This window comes from Streptomyces sp. NPDC033180 (assembly GCF_055577645.1).
On sequence record NZ_JBVIPU010000013.1, the window covers coordinates 183,891 to 198,114 of the forward strand.

At 71.2% G+C, this 14,224-nt stretch carries 13 protein-coding genes; 4 read left to right on the top strand and 9 right to left on the bottom strand.

From position 1 onward, the window contains the following. Positions 1 to 130 precede the first annotated feature (130 nt). The 4 genes from ACZ5WE_RS29600 (at position 131) to ACZ5WE_RS29615 (ending at position 3,318) form a co-directional block, all read left to right on the top strand. On the top strand, positions 131 to 565 hold the full coding sequence (locus ACZ5WE_RS29600; protein WP_467693481.1) for an ATP-binding protein: 435 nt from the start codon (positions 131 to 133) through the stop codon (positions 563 to 565). An 82-nt stretch (positions 566 to 647) separates the two neighbouring features. Continuing rightward, positions 648 to 881: an XRE family transcriptional regulator gene (locus ACZ5WE_RS29605; RefSeq protein WP_467693482.1), complete on the top strand. Its 234-nt coding sequence runs from the start codon at positions 648 to 650 to the stop codon at positions 879 to 881. Positions 882 to 1,067: 186 nt separating this feature from the next. Beyond that, on the top strand, positions 1,068 to 2,189 hold the full coding sequence (locus ACZ5WE_RS29610; protein WP_467693484.1) for a nitric oxide synthase oxygenase: 1,122 nt from the start codon (positions 1,068 to 1,070) through the stop codon (positions 2,187 to 2,189). A gap of 73 nt (positions 2,190 to 2,262) precedes the next feature. Beyond that, positions 2,263 to 3,318, top strand: a complete 1,056-nt coding sequence (locus tag ACZ5WE_RS29615) for a lactonase family protein (RefSeq protein WP_467693486.1) — start codon at positions 2,263 to 2,265, stop codon at positions 3,316 to 3,318. A 92-nt stretch (positions 3,319 to 3,410) separates the two neighbouring features. Here ACZ5WE_RS29615 and ACZ5WE_RS29620 read toward each other — a convergent pair whose 3' ends face one another. The 9 genes from ACZ5WE_RS29620 to ACZ5WE_RS29660 all read right to left on the bottom strand — a co-directional run bounded on the left by ACZ5WE_RS29620 (position 3,411) and on the right by ACZ5WE_RS29660 (position 14,161). After that, a complete protein-coding gene (locus ACZ5WE_RS29620) occupies positions 3,411 to 4,352 on the bottom strand; it encodes a sirohydrochlorin chelatase (RefSeq protein WP_467693487.1) in 942 nt (313 codons plus the stop codon). A gap of 118 nt (positions 4,353 to 4,470) precedes the next feature. Continuing rightward, positions 4,471 to 5,469 carry an N-acetylglucosamine kinase gene (locus ACZ5WE_RS29625; RefSeq protein WP_467693489.1) on the bottom strand — a complete coding sequence of 333 codons (999 nt, stop codon included), beginning with the start codon at positions 5,467 to 5,469 and terminating at the stop codon, positions 4,471 to 4,473. Next, entirely contained in the window at positions 5,466 to 6,143 is a 678-nt protein-coding gene (locus tag ACZ5WE_RS29630; RefSeq protein ID WP_467693490.1) for a uracil-DNA glycosylase, read from the bottom strand. The genes ACZ5WE_RS29625 and ACZ5WE_RS29630 overlap by 4 nt, the downstream gene beginning before the upstream one ends. 33 nt (positions 6,144 to 6,176) lie before the next feature. Next, positions 6,177 to 7,268 (bottom strand): WD40/YVTN/BNR-like repeat-containing protein, encoded by a 1,092-nt coding sequence (locus ACZ5WE_RS29635; RefSeq protein WP_467693492.1) that lies wholly within the window; start codon positions 7,266 to 7,268, stop codon positions 6,177 to 6,179. Between the two features lie 170 nt (positions 7,269 to 7,438). Next, on the bottom strand, positions 7,439 to 8,341 hold the full coding sequence (mmuM, locus tag ACZ5WE_RS29640) for a homocysteine S-methyltransferase (RefSeq protein WP_467693493.1): 903 nt from the start codon (positions 8,339 to 8,341) through the stop codon (positions 7,439 to 7,441). Beyond that, positions 8,338 to 10,416 carry an ABC transporter ATP-binding protein gene (locus tag ACZ5WE_RS29645; protein ID WP_467693494.1) on the bottom strand — a complete coding sequence of 693 codons (2,079 nt, stop codon included), beginning with the start codon at positions 10,414 to 10,416 and terminating at the stop codon, positions 8,338 to 8,340. Before ACZ5WE_RS29645 ends, mmuM begins: the two co-directional genes overlap by 4 nt. A 15-nt stretch (positions 10,417 to 10,431) precedes the next feature. After that, the gene (locus tag ACZ5WE_RS29650; protein ID WP_467693496.1) at positions 10,432 to 11,346 is read right to left on the bottom strand and encodes an ABC transporter permease; all 915 of its coding nucleotides are present in this window, start codon (positions 11,344 to 11,346) and stop codon (positions 10,432 to 10,434) included. After that, a complete protein-coding gene (locus ACZ5WE_RS29655; RefSeq protein ID WP_467693498.1) occupies positions 11,343 to 12,293 on the bottom strand; it encodes an ABC transporter permease in 951 nt (316 codons plus the stop codon). The genes ACZ5WE_RS29650 and ACZ5WE_RS29655 overlap by 4 nt, the downstream gene beginning before the upstream one ends. Continuing rightward, positions 12,290 to 14,161, bottom strand: coding sequence for a peptide ABC transporter substrate-binding protein (locus tag ACZ5WE_RS29660; protein ID WP_467693499.1), 1,872 nt, complete (start codon positions 14,159 to 14,161; stop codon positions 12,290 to 12,292). The genes ACZ5WE_RS29655 and ACZ5WE_RS29660 overlap by 4 nt, the downstream gene beginning before the upstream one ends. Positions 14,162 to 14,224 lie beyond the last annotated feature (63 nt).

Here is a 14,224-nt window from a genome sequence, read left to right on the forward strand (position 1 = left end):
ATGCGTGTCACTCTGCAACAAGATCCGTTATGTGCCGGGGCGTTACAGGGGCGGCATCGCGGGCATGTGAGCAATTCGGACAGCGGCCATCCCCTATTCGGACAGAGGCCACCCCGTACGAGGAGGGCTCATGAGGACGCACGGGACGCGACTGGACACCGGACCCTCGGACCTGGAGACGGGACCGACGGACGGTGCGGTCTTCGACAAGCGGCCGGAAGCTGTCGCCCACGCGCGGGACTTCGCCCGTGCCTTCGTGGACAGGCTCCGCCCGGCCGTGGATGCCCAGGACGCCGTGAGTGTCGAACTCACGGTGTCCGAACTCATCACCAACGCCGTACGGCACGCCCGCGGCACATCGTGCTCCCTGCGCCTGCAGGCGCAGCCGGACGCCGTAGCGGTGACAGTCGGTGACGCCGACCCGCGACCGCCGCAGGAGCGGGCGCCCGACCTGGCCGGAGGCACCGGCGGGTTCGGCTGGCCCATGGTCCAGCACATGGCCAGGACGGTCACCGTGACCAGGGGGCCCAACGGCAAGACCATCCGGGCGGTCCTGCCCCGCTAGCCACTGCCCGCAGCGCCGTGCGGCACACGCCGTGCCACGAGGCGTACGGCATGAGAGCGCACCGGCAGGGCAGGAGAGGTCAATGGACGACCTGTCTCAGCTACTCCAACAGACCATGCGCCGCCGTCATCTGACGCCGCAGGCGATCGCGGACAAGACCGGAATCCGCACTCCACGCATCCGCGCCTTCGCGCAGGACGGCGCCGAGGGTCCCGTCCGCCCCACCGACGAGGAACTGGCCGAACTGGCCGGCGCCCTCGCGCTGCCCGCCATCAAGGACGCCGCGCGGCCCACGGCCGCGGCAACCTCCCCTTGACCTCGGCGGCCTCACTGCGAGGACAGTTCGCCTGCCTCCCCCGTGGACAGTTCATCCGCCTCTGAGGCATGTGCACTGGGCACATACAGGGTGGATCAGCCCGTCGGAGGGGTAATCCGGTGGCTGACAGACGCGCGGACCGTGCGGGAGCGGTTCGCGCCCCGCAGCCGCCCCTGGGGGTGCACCATGCGCACTGTGCAGCGCGGGGTCGCCGCCGAGTTCATCCGCCTCCACCACGGCGAGGCCCGCCGCGGTGACCCCGGACCGCGGATCGCCCAGGTGTTCGCCGAGATCGCGGAGACGGGGACGTACCGCCACACCCACGACGAGCTCGTGTTCGGTGCCCAGCTCGCCTGGCGCAACGCCGCCCGCTGTATCGGACGCCTCTACTGGCGCTCCCTGCGCGTCCGGGACCGCAGGCAGCTGACCGGCGCCGATGAGATCGCCGCTGCCTGCGCCGACCATCTGCGGGAGGCCGTCAGTGGCGGGCGGCGCATCAGGCCCCTCATCACCGTCTTCGCGCCCGACGAGCCAGGCCGCCGCGGCCCCCGCATCTGGAACGAGCAGCTCATCCGGTACGCCGGTTACCGGCGCCCCGATGGTGGAGTCGTCGGGGACCCGCGCAACATCGGGATCACCGCGTTCGCGCGCGGCCTCGGCTGGCCGGGCGGCCCCGGCACCCCCTTCGACGTCCTGCCCCTGGTGGTCCAAGGCAGTGACGGCGCACCCCGCTGGTTCCGGCTGCCGCCCGACGCCGTGCTCGAAGTACCGATCGAGCACCCCGAGTACGCCTGGTGGGCCGGGCTCGGCCTGCGGTGGCACGCCATCCCCGCACTGGCCGGCATGTGCCTGGAGATCGGCGGAGTCTGCTACCCCGCGGCGCCCTTCAACGGCTGGTACATGGGCACCGAGATCGGCGCCCGCAACTTCGCCGACAGCGACCGCTACGACCTGCTGCCGCGCGTCGCCGAACGGCTCGGGCTCGACACGGCGAGCGACCGTTCGCTCTGGAAGGACCGGGCCCTCGTCGAGCTCAACCGGGCGGTGCTCCACTCCTTCGACCTGGCCGGTGTCACCATGGCCGACCACCACACCGAGTCCCGGCGCTTCTTGACCCACCTCGGCCGCGAGGAGAGCAAGGGTCGCACCGTCGGCGCCGACTGGTCCTGGATCGTGCCGCCGCTGTCCGGCAGCGCGACGCCCGTCTTCCACCGGACGTACGACATGGTCGAGCGGCACCCCGCCTACGTGCACCACCCGGAGGCCCTCGCGAGGACGCGCGGTGAAAGCCGCGGCGCCTTGGTCTAGACCGACTGCTAGCGTCTGCCGCACGAGTGCCCCCTGGACACGGCGCTCGGTCGAGAGTCGAGAGGGGAACGCAGTGGTCGGCAGGCACGGCGACAGCCAACGGGCGTACATCGGGTCCTTCACCGCGGCGGGCGGGGCCGGCATCCTCACCGCCGCCGTTGACGCGGACAGCGGCGCGCTGACCGTACTCGGCGCCACGGACACCGTCGCCGACCCCTCGTACCTCGCCCTCTCGGCCGCGGGCGACACGCTCTACGCCGTCAGCGAGACGTCCGACGGGGCTGTGGCCGCGTACCGCCTCGAAGGCGACAAGCCCGAGCAGGCCGGACCGCCGGTCCCGGTCGGCGGGGCGGCGCCCACGCATCTCGCCCTGCACGCGGGACACGTCCTCACCGCCAACTACGGCTCCGGCAGCGTCTCCGTCGTGCCCGTGCGCTCCGACGGCAGCCTCGCGCCCGCACCGTCGGGCGTCCTCGCGCACACCGGCGCCGGGCCCCACCCACAGCGCCAGCAGAGGCCGCACGCCCACCAGGTCCTACCCGATCCGAGCGGCCACTGGGTGGTGAGCGTCGACCTCGGCACCGATTCCGTACGCGTCTGCGAGCTCTCGGCGGCGGGCGAGCCGACCCTGGCGCGCGAGATCGCGCTGCGGCCCGGTTCGGGGCCGCGGCATCTCGTGTTCCACCCGCGCGGCGACCGCGCGTACGTCGTGAACGAGCTGGCCCCCACCGTCACGATCTGCGCCTGGGACGCCTCCGACGGGGTGCTCAAGCCGCTCGGCGAGGCGGCGCTCCTGCCGGGCCCCACGGACGGCGACGGCGAGGCCCACCCCTCCGGGGTCGTGATCGCCCCCGACGGGCGCTTCCTGTGGACCGCGACCCGCGGTCAGGACGTCATCTCGGTGCTCGCCCTCGATGAGGCGGGAGTGCGGCCGCGGCTCACCGCCACCGTGCCGTGCGGCGGACACTGGCCGCGTGACCTGGCCATCGACCCGTCGGGGCGGTTCCTGTACGCGGCCAATGAGCGCTCAGGCGACGTGACCTGGTTCGGCGTGGACCCGGAGACGGGTATTCCGCGGCGCGCGGGCTCGATCGAGGCTCCTGCCGCCTCCTGTGTGGTCTTCAACTGACCGTCTGCGCCGCGTACGCCGATGGGCCCGCCCCCTGCATCAGGGGGCGGGCCCATCGGCGTGACGGCATCAGGTCTGCCGGCGCGGTGCGGTCAGTGGACCGGCGTGCCCGACGGCTGCGGGGCGATCCCGAGCGCCGACGTGTACTTGGAGAGCGCGAGCTTGCCGATCGCCGGGTAGGCGCCGAGCGACTCGGCGACCGAGCAGCCGGCCTCCTTGGCGGCAGCGTCGAGCAGGCTGCCGTCGATCTCGGGACCGATCAGGTACGGGGCGAGCGCCAGCTGCGTGGAGCCGGAGCCGCGCAGTTCCTCGGCGGTGTTCGCGATGGCGCCCTCCTGGTCGAGCGCGGCGGCCATCACCGGCACCGCGAGGCGGGCCGCGAGCAGCATGCCGGTGATCCCGGCGGCCTGCACGGCCTCCTCGCCGCCGACCGTGGCGAGGACGATGCCGTCCGCCGCGGTGGCCACCGTGAACAGGCGGGCGCGGTCGGCGCGAGCCAGACCGGCCTCCGAGAGGCGCACGTGCAGCCCTTCGGCGAGCAGCGGGTGCGGGCCGAGGACGTCCGTCAGCTCGGCGGGGGCGCGGCTGTCCATCACGGCCTGGCGCACGCGCCGCATCAGCGCGTTGTCGGGGCCCGCGAGGAGGGGCACCACGACGGCGACGGGGCCGTCGGGCTCGGCGACGTCCGCTCCCGCGGCGCGCGCCTGCTCAAAACGCGCGGTGCGCTCGGTGGCGGCGCGCGCGAGCACGGAGTGCAGCGAGGGGAACTCCGGGAACGAGGTGGTCGTGGCGTCCTCGGTCCCGTCGAGGTACCCGATACGGGCGTCGAGGCCGGGCAGCTCGGAGCGGGCGATGCTCACGACCTCTTCGGCGAGGCTGCGCGTGGCGCTGCTGGGTACGCCCGGTACGGCGAGAACGAGCGCGGGCGCGTTCTCGGGAGCCGCCACGGGCTCCGGGCGGCGGTGCCGACCGGGCTGGCGGGGTCGCGGCATTCGTACGGGCAGGCCTGATGCGGGCCCGGTGGGGGAGCTCATGGCCCCGCATGCTACTGGTCTGGGGGGCTTCGCTGTTCGGGGAGGGTGCAGGTGGGCGGTATAAGTCCAGTTTTGTCTTATGAGTTACGTAAAGCTCAACTGTCATATTCCGGTGTGGTCAACTGTCGCCCCGCAGGTGCACGGTGAGCATGCGAGGGTCGAGCGGCAGGCGCATCCCCCCCGTGGCGATGTCGGCGGCGATGCGTACCGCGCCGTCCAGCGGGTCACCCGCGGCCGGCACAAGGCGCACGTGCCGCAGGTGTCCCTCCAGCTCGGCGCGCACCGGACGGAGCAGCGCGTCGCCCATCTTGAACAGGCCCCCGGTCAGGGCGGCTTCGGGCCGCTCGTCCTGGCTCGTCGCGTCGGGAGCCGGGCAGACGGCGGCCGCGGCTTCGGCGATGTGCCGGGCCGCGTCCCGCAGGATCGCCTCGGCCACGGGGTCGTCGGGGGCGCAGCGCGCCACCTCGGGTGCGAACGAAGCGAGCATCGCGGGCCGGTCCGTACGGGGATAGAGCCGGCCGGGGATCTCCTGCGCGGGGCCGAAGAGTTCCTCGGCGCGGGCGAGCAGCGCCTTCGAGCCGCGGTGCCTGCCGTCGAACGCCCGCATCGCCGCCTCGAGGCCCGCGCGGCCGATCCAGGCGCCGCCGCCGCAGTCGCCCAGGAGGTGCCCCCAGCCGTCGGCGCGGTGCCATGCGGTCAGGTCCGTGCCGATCGCGATCACGCCGGTGCCCGCGGCGACGACCGCGCCGGGGCGGACGCCGAGCGCGCCCACATACGCGGTGACGCCGTCCGCGGCGAGCGCGATGCGCCCTACGCCCAGAGCCTGGCGGAGGGCCGCCGGCAGCTGTGCGCGCAGGTCGTCACCGAGGGTCGCCATGCCGGCGGCACCGATGGCGACAGCGGTCACCCGTCTCTTGCCCGCCCGCTCCAGCAACTCCCTTGCCATGGCCGCCAGTTGCTCCGTGAACTCCCCGGCGTCGATGCCGCGCGCGCCGGTGCGCACCGGCTCCTTCGAGCTCACCGGGGCCAGACGGTCCGACCCGTCGAGGCCGCCGATGGCGACCCGCATTCCGGAGCCGCCCGAGTCGACCCCGAGGACACACGGGGTGTCCGTCACGGAAGCCGCCAGTCCACCGGCTGCCCGCCCTGCTGCACCAGTAGGTCGTTGGCCCGGCTGAAGGGACGCGAGCCGAAGAAACCGCGGTCCGCCGACATGGGCGACGGGTGCGAGGACTCGACCGAGGGCAGCGGGCCGAGCAGCGGCCGCAGATTGCGGGCGTCACGCCCCCACAGGATGGAGACGAGGGGCCGCCCGCGCGCCGCGAGCGCCTTGATGGCCTGCTCGGTGACCTCCTCCCACCCCTTGCCCCGGTGCGCGGCAGGACGCCCCGGGGCGGTGGTGAGCGCCTTGTTGAGCAGCAGGACCCCCTGCCGCGTCCAGGGCGTGAGGTCGCCGTTCGACGGCTGAGGCAGACCCAGGTCGGAGCCCAGCTCGCGGTAGATGTTGATGAGACTGCCGGGCAGCGGGCGCACCTCGGGCGCGACCGAGAACGACAGACCCACCGCGTGCCCAGGAGTGGGGTAGGGGTCCTGGCCGACGATCAGCACCCGCACCTCGTCGAAGGGCTGTTGGAACGCGCGCAGGACGTTCGGCCCGGACGGGAGGTAGGTGCGTCCCGCGCCGATCTCCGAGCGCAGGAAGCCTCCCATCTCGGTGATCTTCCCGGCGACGGGTTCGAGGGCCTTCGCCCAGCCCGCTTCGACGATTTCATGCAAGGGTCGTGGTGCCACGGCGTCACCCTACTGCCGCTACAGGGGCGTCGATCAACCGATGGCCGCAGCCCTGACGCACAGTACGTCGGGCAGGTGGGACGCCAACTCCCGCCAGCTGTCCCCGTCGTCCACCGATGCGTACACCTCGCCGTTGCGGTTGCCGAAGTAGATGCCCGCCGGGTCCTGGCCGTCGCTGCACATCGCGTCGCGCAGCACCGTGCCGTAGTGGTCGCCCGTCGGGAGGCCCGCGCTGAGCGGCTCCCAGCTCTTGCCCGCGTCGGACGTGCGGTAGACGCGACACCGGTGGTCGGCGGGAACGCGGTCCATGTCGGCGTTGATCGGGAAGACGTAGGCCGTGTCCGCGCGGTGCGGGTGGGCGACGGCGGCGAAGCCGAAGTCGGAGGGCAGGCCCTCGCCGATGTCCGTCCAGTGCGCGCCCGCGTCGTCGCTGCGGAACACCCCCCAGTGGTTCTGCAGATACAGCCGGTCCGGGTCGGCCGAGTCCCGCGCGACTTTGTGCACGCACTGGCCGAACTCGGGGTTCGGGTCCGGCAGGAAGACCGCCGAGACGCCGTTGTTCGACGGGGCCCAGCTCTTGCCGCCGTCCAGGGTGCGGAACACTCCCGCGGTGGAGACGGCGACCGTCACCGCGTCCGGGTCCCGGGGGTCGGTCAGGATGGTGTGCAGGCCCTCGCCGCCTCCGCCCGGCACCCACTGGGCGCGCGTGGGGTGCTCCCAGAGGGGGCGCACGAGCTCGAAGGTCTCGCCCCTGTCCCGCGATTTGTAGAGGGCTGCCGGTTCCGTGCCCGCGTACACGACATCCGGTTCGGCGGCGGCGGGGTGCAGTTGCCAGACCCGCTCCAGGGAAGCCTCCGTGTCCTTGGGGAACTTGACCGGAGCCTTGGGCGGTTCCGTCCAGGTCCTGCCGAGGTCGTCGGAGTGGAAGACGGACGGGCCGAAGTGGGAACTGTCGCCGCCCGCCAGGAGACGAGGGGTGTCGCCACGGGTGTCGATAGCCACTGAATAGATGGCCTGCGCGTTGAAGTAGGGAGTGTCGTCGAACTGCCAGGTGCTCGTGCCGCCGCGCTTGCGGCCGATGAAGAGGCCTTTGCGGGTGCCTACGGTCAGGATGATCTCGGTCATGGTGGCCACCTCCGGGACGTCGTTGTCTCAGGTACGGCCCAGTCTGCACCTCGGCACTGACAGTTACCCCCGGGCAGGACGTCCTCGCAGGTCGGGGCGGGTGTGGCGGAGATGTCGCCCGCCCTGAAACCTCGTTACGCCTGAAGGCCTCACTGCGCTTGGAGGCCCCGCTACGACCGGCCGGCCCCCGACAACTCCGCGGCCACCCGCGCGATCCTTTCCGGCCCCACACGGCAGCACCCTCCGATCAGTCGGGCCCCCGCGTCCCGCAAGGCGGCGACCCGGCCCGCGGCGAAGTGGGTCGGGCCCCGCCACGTCCTGGCGGTCGCGTCCCACGTCTCGCCGCTGTTCGGGTACGCCACCGCCGGCTTTCCCGTGATCCGCGCGGCGAGGCGCACCGCCGAGTCCGCGTCCTGGGGATCGCAGCAGTTGACGCCGACCGCGAGGATCTCCTCGGCGTCGGCGGCCAGCGCGAAGGCCTCCGTCAAGGGCTGGCCCGCACGCGTGTAGCCGCCGGAGACGGTGTACGAGAGCCAGGCGGGCACCCCCAGACCGCGCACGGCCCGCAGCAGCGCCCGCGCCTCGTCCGTGTCCGGGACCGTCTCCAGGGCGAGGACGTCCGGCTCCGCGTCCGCGAGGACCTCCAGGCGCGGGCGGTGGAAGCGTTCGAGATCGGCCACCGTCAGGCCGTACCGGCCGCGGTACTCGGAGCCGTCCGCGAGCATCGCCCCGTACGGTCCCGCGGACGCGGCCACCCACACCTCGCGGCCCGCGTCCGCTCCCGCTTCGCGCGCCAACTCCACGCTCAGGCGCAGCAGTTCGGCGGTGCTCACCGCGTCGATGCCGTGCTTGGCGAAGCCCTCGAACGTCGCCTGGTAGCTCGCCGTGGTGGCGATGTCCGCGCCCGCCTCGTAGTACGCCCGGTGCGCCCCGGCGACAGCCTCCGGCTCGTCGGCAAGGAGCCGTGCCGACCACAGGGCGTCGCTCAGGTCGTGCCCGGCGGCCTCCAGCTGGTTCGAGAGGCCGCCGTCGAGCACGAGCGGGCGGCGGGTCAGGGCATCCGCGAGTTTCACACCGTCGACGCTAGCCGAGGCGCGGACAGGGGGAAGTGGCACGCGACCTGGTGTCCCGCACTGTTCGGGATGGACACCGGCGGTTCCGTGGTGGCGCACACCTCCTGGGCGAGCGGGCAGCGGGTACGGAAGCGGCAGCCCGACGGCGGTTTCGCGGCCGATGGCGTCTCGCCCTCCAGGGGCGCGCGGTCAGGGCCCTCCGCTGCTGCCGGGTCCGGCAGGTTGACCGTGTCGAGGAGGCCCCGGGTGTAGGGGTGCAGCGGATGGGCGTAGACCTGCTCGGCCGGGCCCGACTCGACCAGCTTGCCCAGATACATCACGCCGACCGTGTCCGCGAGGTGGCGCACCACCGCCAGATCGTGCGAGATGAACAGATACGTCAGGCCGCGCTCCCGCTGCAGCTCCCGCATCAGGTTCAGGATCTGGGCCTGGACTGAGACGTCGAGCGCGGAGACCGGTTCGTCCGCGACCACCAGATCAGGGGAGAGCGTCAACGCCCTTGCCAAACCCAGGCGTTGCCGCTGGCCCCCGGAGAACTCGTGCGGGTAGCGGTGTACGGCGCCGCGTGGCAGGCCGACCGCGTCCAGGAGTTCGGCGATCAGCTTCTCCTGGTCGGCGCGGGTGCCGACGCCCTGGATGACCAGGGGTTCCCGCAGGATCTCGCCCACCCGCATGCGAGGGTCCATGGCGGCGGTGGAGTCCTGGAACATCAGCTGCACGCGGCGCCGGTGCGCCCGGCGCTCGGCCCGCGACATCCGTGCCGGGTCGTGGCCCGCGAAGCGCACATGCCCGGCCGCCGGCTCCTCCAGGCCCGCGACGATCCGCCCGAGCGTGGTCTTGCCGCATCCCGACTCGCCGACCATGCCGAACGTCTCGCCCTTGCGGATCTCCAGGGACACTCCGCCGACGGCGCTCACCGTGCCCCGGCTGCGGGAGAAGGCGCCGCCCTTGAGGGGGAATTCCTTGACCAGGGAGTCGAGTTCCAGGAGAACCTCACCTGGCGCGCGCGGTGCGGGCACGGCCGGCGGCGCCACCACCTCCTCCTCCGACGCGTTGTCCGGCACGGGATGGAAGCAGGCGAACCGGTGCTCCACGCCGCGCACTTCGTCGTCCGACAGCTGCGGCTCCCGCTCCCGGCACTCGTCCGTCGCGAAGGTGCAGCGCGGCGCGAAGCGGCATCCGGTCGGGCGAAGCGCCAGGTTCGGCGGGAGGCCCGGGATCGTGTGGAGCACGGTGCCGCTGTCCGCGGCGCGCTCGGGGAGCGAGGCGAAAAGCGCCTCCGTGTAGCGATGCCGGGGTCTCGCGAACAGGCTCCGCACATCGGCCTGTTCGGCGACCCTGCCCGCGTACATCACCGCGACCCGGTCGACCCGGTTGGCGATGACGCCCAGGTCGTGGGTGACGAGGATCATCGCCATGCCGAGCCGCTCACGGAGACCGTCGATCAGCTCCAGGATCTGGTGCTGCGTCGTGACGTCCAGAGCGGTGGTCGGCTCGTCCGCGATGAGCAGCTTCGGCTCGCAGACCAGGGCCATGGCGATTGCCACGCGCTGGCGCATGCCGCCCGACAGCTGGTGCGGATAGGCCTTCATGCGCTCTGCGGGCTGCGGCATGCCGACCAGGCGCAGCATCTCCTCGGCCCGTGCCCACGCCTCCTTCCTGCTCAGCTCCGGGCGGTGCAGGACGAGCGGCTCGGCCACCTGTGCGCCGATCGTCATCGTCGGGTTCAGCGAGGTCAGCGGATCCTGGAAGACCATGCCGATGGTGTTGCCCCGTACGTCCTGAAGGACCGGCGCGGGGGCGGCGGCCAGGTCATGGCCGTCGAACAGGACGCGTCCGCCGGTGACTTCACCGCCGGGCGGCAGGAGCCCGAGGACGCTGAGCGCGGTCATCGTCTTGCCGCAGCCCGACTCGCCCACGATGCCCAGGGCCTCACCCGGGGCGAGTTCGAGGGAGATGCCGTCGAGGGCGTGGACGGTGCGCTCGCGCGAGGTGATGTCGACGCGCAGATCCTCGATCGTGAGCAGCGCGTCGGTGCTGCGCGGCGGGTCGGTCTTGAGCAGGGGCTCGGTCATCTTGTCGGTTCTCCCTTACTTCCGCAGCCGTACTTCGAACGCGTCCCGCAGCCCGTCACCGATGAAGTTGAACGCGGCGACGACCAGGACGATCGCGATGCCCGGCGGGAAGATCAGCCACCAGTAGCCGTTCTGTGTGTAGGTGATGCCGGCCGAGAGCATCGAGCCCCAGTCGGCCGACGGCGGCGGAATGCTCAGCCCCAGGAAGGCGAGATAGCTGACGTAGAGGATGGCGTCGGCGATCTGGAAGGTGCAGTTGACGATGACCGTGCCGATCGCGTTCGGCACGATGTGCTTGAACACGGCCCGCGCGCCACCGCCGCCCATCATCCGCATCGCCTGTACGTACTCACGGTCGCGCAGCGAGAGCGCCTCGCCGCGCACCAGGCGGGCGGGGGAGAGCCAGGCGACCGACGCGATGATGACGATGAGGACACCCTTGCTGGGCGTGATGATGGCGGCGACCACGACGAGCAGGAACATCGCCGGGATCGCGAGCGCCGCGTCCGTGATCCGCATCATGGCCGCGTCGACCCAGCCGCCGAAGTACCCTGCTACCGCGCCGTACACCGTCCCGAAGAGTGTTGCCAACAGGCCCGCTGCCAGGCCGATTTCGAGCGAGGTCTGCCCAGCGACCATCAGCCGCCCGACCATGTCGTAGCCGAGGTCGGTGGTACCCAGAAGGTGGCCGGAACTGCCCGGTGCGAGGTTCGCCTGGGACAGGTCGGTGTGCGTCTGCTCGGTGGAGTACAGGAGCGGTCCGAGGTAGCTGAAGGCCAGGAGCAGGACCAGGACCACCACGCCCGTCAGGGCGAGCTTGTTGCCGGTGAAGACCTGGAGCGTGCGGCGTGCGAGCGAGGGCGTGGCCTGTGCCGCCGCCTCGTTCCCCGGGGCGGCCTCGGGGGTGACGTCTGCGGTCGCGGTACTCATGCCACGCTCCGGATCCGGGGGTCGAGGACGGCGTAGAGGATGTCGGTGAGCAGCGAGCCGACGACGGTGGCGACGCCGACGACGAGCGTCACGCCGAGCAGCACCGGGAAGTCGGAACCCTGTGCCGCGTTCCAGAAAAGGAGCCCCATGCCGGGGTAGTTGAACATCGACTCGACGACGAGAGCGCCGCTGAAGAGCGTCGGGAGATAGAGGCCGAGAAGCGTCGCGAGGGGGATCAGCGCGTTGCGCAGGACGTGGCGGACCATGATCCGGCGGCTCGACTGGCCCTTGGCCATCGCCGTACGGACGTATTCCTCGGTGAGGTTGTCCAGGACCGCTGAGCGCATGTAGCGGCTGAACATCGCCACGATGCCGAACGCCATGGTGACGACCGGAAGCACCAACCCCGTGAAGTCTCCGAGCAGTTCACCGACAGTCTCGCCCTGCGGTGCCTCCGCCGGGAGGATCGGCAGCACCTGCGCGAACAGGATGATCATGATGAGGCCGAGGAAGAACACCGGCGTCGCGTAGAGGAGGAAGGCGAGCCCCGTCAGGGCGTAGTCCGACGCCTTGCCGCGCCGCACGGCCTGCAGCAGGCCAAGCGGGACGGCGATGACCACGGCGAGCGCGGTGGAGAGCACCGTCAGGAGCAGCGTCTTCGGCAGCCGCTGCTTGAGCAGGTCGAACACCGGGGAGTTGAGCTTGAACGACTCGCCGAGGTCGCCGGTGAACAGCCGCTTCAGGTACATCACGTACTGCGCGGGCAGTGAACGGTCGTATCCCTGCTGGTGGTTGAAGGTCTCGATCTGTTGCGGCGTGCCCTTCGGCCCGAGGATGGCGCGTGCGGGGCCGCCGGGCAGCATGTGGAGCAGCGTGAAGACGATGATCGAGACCAGGAACAGCACGACCAGCGCCTGAAGGAAGCGCTTGACCAGAAAGCCGGTCACTTGTCGGCTCCCTTCTTCTTGACGTAGTACCAGTCCTGCGGCGCGAAGGTGACGGTCGGGTTCTGGCTGACGCCCCGCAGGTCGTTGCGGATCACCGAGACCTGGTAGGCGGGGTTGGGCATCCACATCACCGGCAGCTGCTCGGCGAGGTACTCGCCGTACTCGTGCACGGCCTTCATGTCGGGCGAGTACTGCACGCCGCGGATGATCCGGTCGGCCTTCTTGTCGCTGTAGTTGCCGAAGTTGGCCGAAGCGCCGGTGGAGAAGAGCTGCTCACCGCTCGGGTTGAGCGGGTAGTACCAGCTGCCGGCCGTGCCGAAGAACGACATGTCCCAGTCGCAGCCGGGGTCCTTCGCCTTGCAGGGAACGGAGTTGCCGAGCACGGAGTTCAGCGGCTGCTGGCGCACGGTCAGGTCGATGCCGCCCTTGGAGAGCGAGGACTTGAGCTCCTGCATCATGTTCGTGGTCTCGGTGGAACCGGACTGGGAGAGCAGGGTGAGTTCGAGCGGGGCGTTCTTGGCGATGCCCTTGCCGCACTCGTCGGTGCCCGTTCCGGGGCGCACGCAGCGGGCAATGCCGTCGTCCGTCCGCCAGCCGTGCTCGGTGAGGAGGCGCTGAGCCTTCTTCACGTCGAAGGGGTACTGGTTCTTCTCCATCGCCTCGGACAAGTACTGGCTCTTCGGCGTCACCGGCACCGGACCGAGCGTCGGTGTGGCGCTGCCCTGCCAGATGACGTCGCTCATCGCCTTCTGGTCGACGAGGTGCTGCATCGCCTGGCGGATGTAGAGCTGGTCCATCATCGGGCCCGCGTGCGTGGAGTTGAAGTTGTAGACGATGTACGTCGCCGCCCAGCCCTCCCAGGGGTCGACGCGGTAGCCCTTCTCCTCGAACTTCTCCTTCTGCGCCATCACCGACGGCGGGATGTAGCCGTAGTCGACGCCACCTGAACGCAGCACGTTGTACTCGGAGTCGGCCGTGGTGAAGGGCGTGAAGACGACCTTGTCGAGGTGCGGGCGCTGCGACTTCGGGCCGGTGTACTTCTCGTTCGGGACGATGGTGACCTGGCCGCTGTCGCGCCAGCCAGCCAGCTTCCAGGGGCCGTTGACCGTCCTCCAGAGGGGGTCGGAGCCGTACGATCCAAGGCTCTTGGCGTGCCGTGTGAGCCGCGCGAAGACGGCCTTGGCGCCACCCTTCGTGCGGTCCCAGTCGCTGATCCGGCCGCCATCGGTCTTGGCGTCCCAGGCGTGCTGGGGGAGCGCGCGCATGAGGGTGAGCTGGTTCGCGGTGAACCAGTCGGGGTTGTACGCGCGACTCAGGTGCAGGCGCACGGTGTGGTCGTCGACGGTCTCGAAGCGCTTGACGTTGTCGGGCATCGTACCGACGGAGTAGTTGCCCCAGCTCGTCTTGTTGGCCTTGACGAGGTTGAACCAGAACTCGATGTCGCGCGCGGTGACCGGCTTTCCGTCGGACCACTTCACGCCCTCGCGCAGCGGCATGGTCACGGTCTTGTTGCCGTCGCTGAACTCCGGCTTCAGGCCGAGCGTGCTCGGGCCGTGCGTGGTCAGCGCGCCCTTCTCCTGCACGGCGTCGTACACCGGCATGAAGAACAGCGAGTAGATGCCGTTGTTGTACGAGGCCCCGTAACCGGGGGCCCCGATCGGGAAGATCCAGTTCGGCGTGGCGGCGGGCGGCAGCGCCATCGTCACGGTGCCTCCCTCGACCGGAGTGCCGCCGGTGGGGCCCATGTCGACGCGGCCGCCCTCCTGCGTGCAGCCGGTGACTGCCGTGAGGGCGAGCGCGGCAATGCCTGCCGCCGCGGCCATGAGCACGCGGCGCCGCGCGCGGGGACGTGATCGCCTTGAGCGCATGGCGAAGGGCCTCCAAGGATGCGAGAGCCGGACCGTGCCGGAGATCGACGGGCGGCGCCTGAA

Bases quoted from the DNA above. Each gene is read 5' to 3' on its own strand.
- ACZ5WE_RS29600 (WP_467693481.1), top strand. From the start codon at position 131: ATGAGGACGCACGGGACGCGACTGGACACCGGACCCTCGGACCTGGAG.
- ACZ5WE_RS29635 (WP_467693492.1), bottom strand. From the start codon at position 7,268: ATGACCGAGATCATCCTGACCGTAGGCACCCGCAAAGGCCTCTTCATC.
- ACZ5WE_RS29660 (WP_467693499.1), bottom strand. From the start codon at position 14,161: ATGCGCTCAAGGCGATCACGTCCCCGCGCGCGGCGCCGCGTGCTCATG.
- ACZ5WE_RS29610 (WP_467693484.1), top strand. From the start codon at position 1,068: ATGCGCACTGTGCAGCGCGGGGTCGCCGCCGAGTTCATCCGCCTCCAC.
- ACZ5WE_RS29620 (WP_467693487.1), bottom strand. From the start codon at position 4,352: ATGAGCTCCCCCACCGGGCCCGCATCAGGCCTGCCCGTACGAATGCCG.
- ACZ5WE_RS29605 (WP_467693482.1), top strand. From the start codon at position 648: ATGGACGACCTGTCTCAGCTACTCCAACAGACCATGCGCCGCCGTCAT.
- ACZ5WE_RS29650 (WP_467693496.1), bottom strand. From the start codon at position 11,346: ATGAGTACCGCGACCGCAGACGTCACCCCCGAGGCCGCCCCGGGGAAC.
- ACZ5WE_RS29645 (WP_467693494.1), bottom strand. From the start codon at position 10,416: ATGACCGAGCCCCTGCTCAAGACCGACCCGCCGCGCAGCACCGACGCG.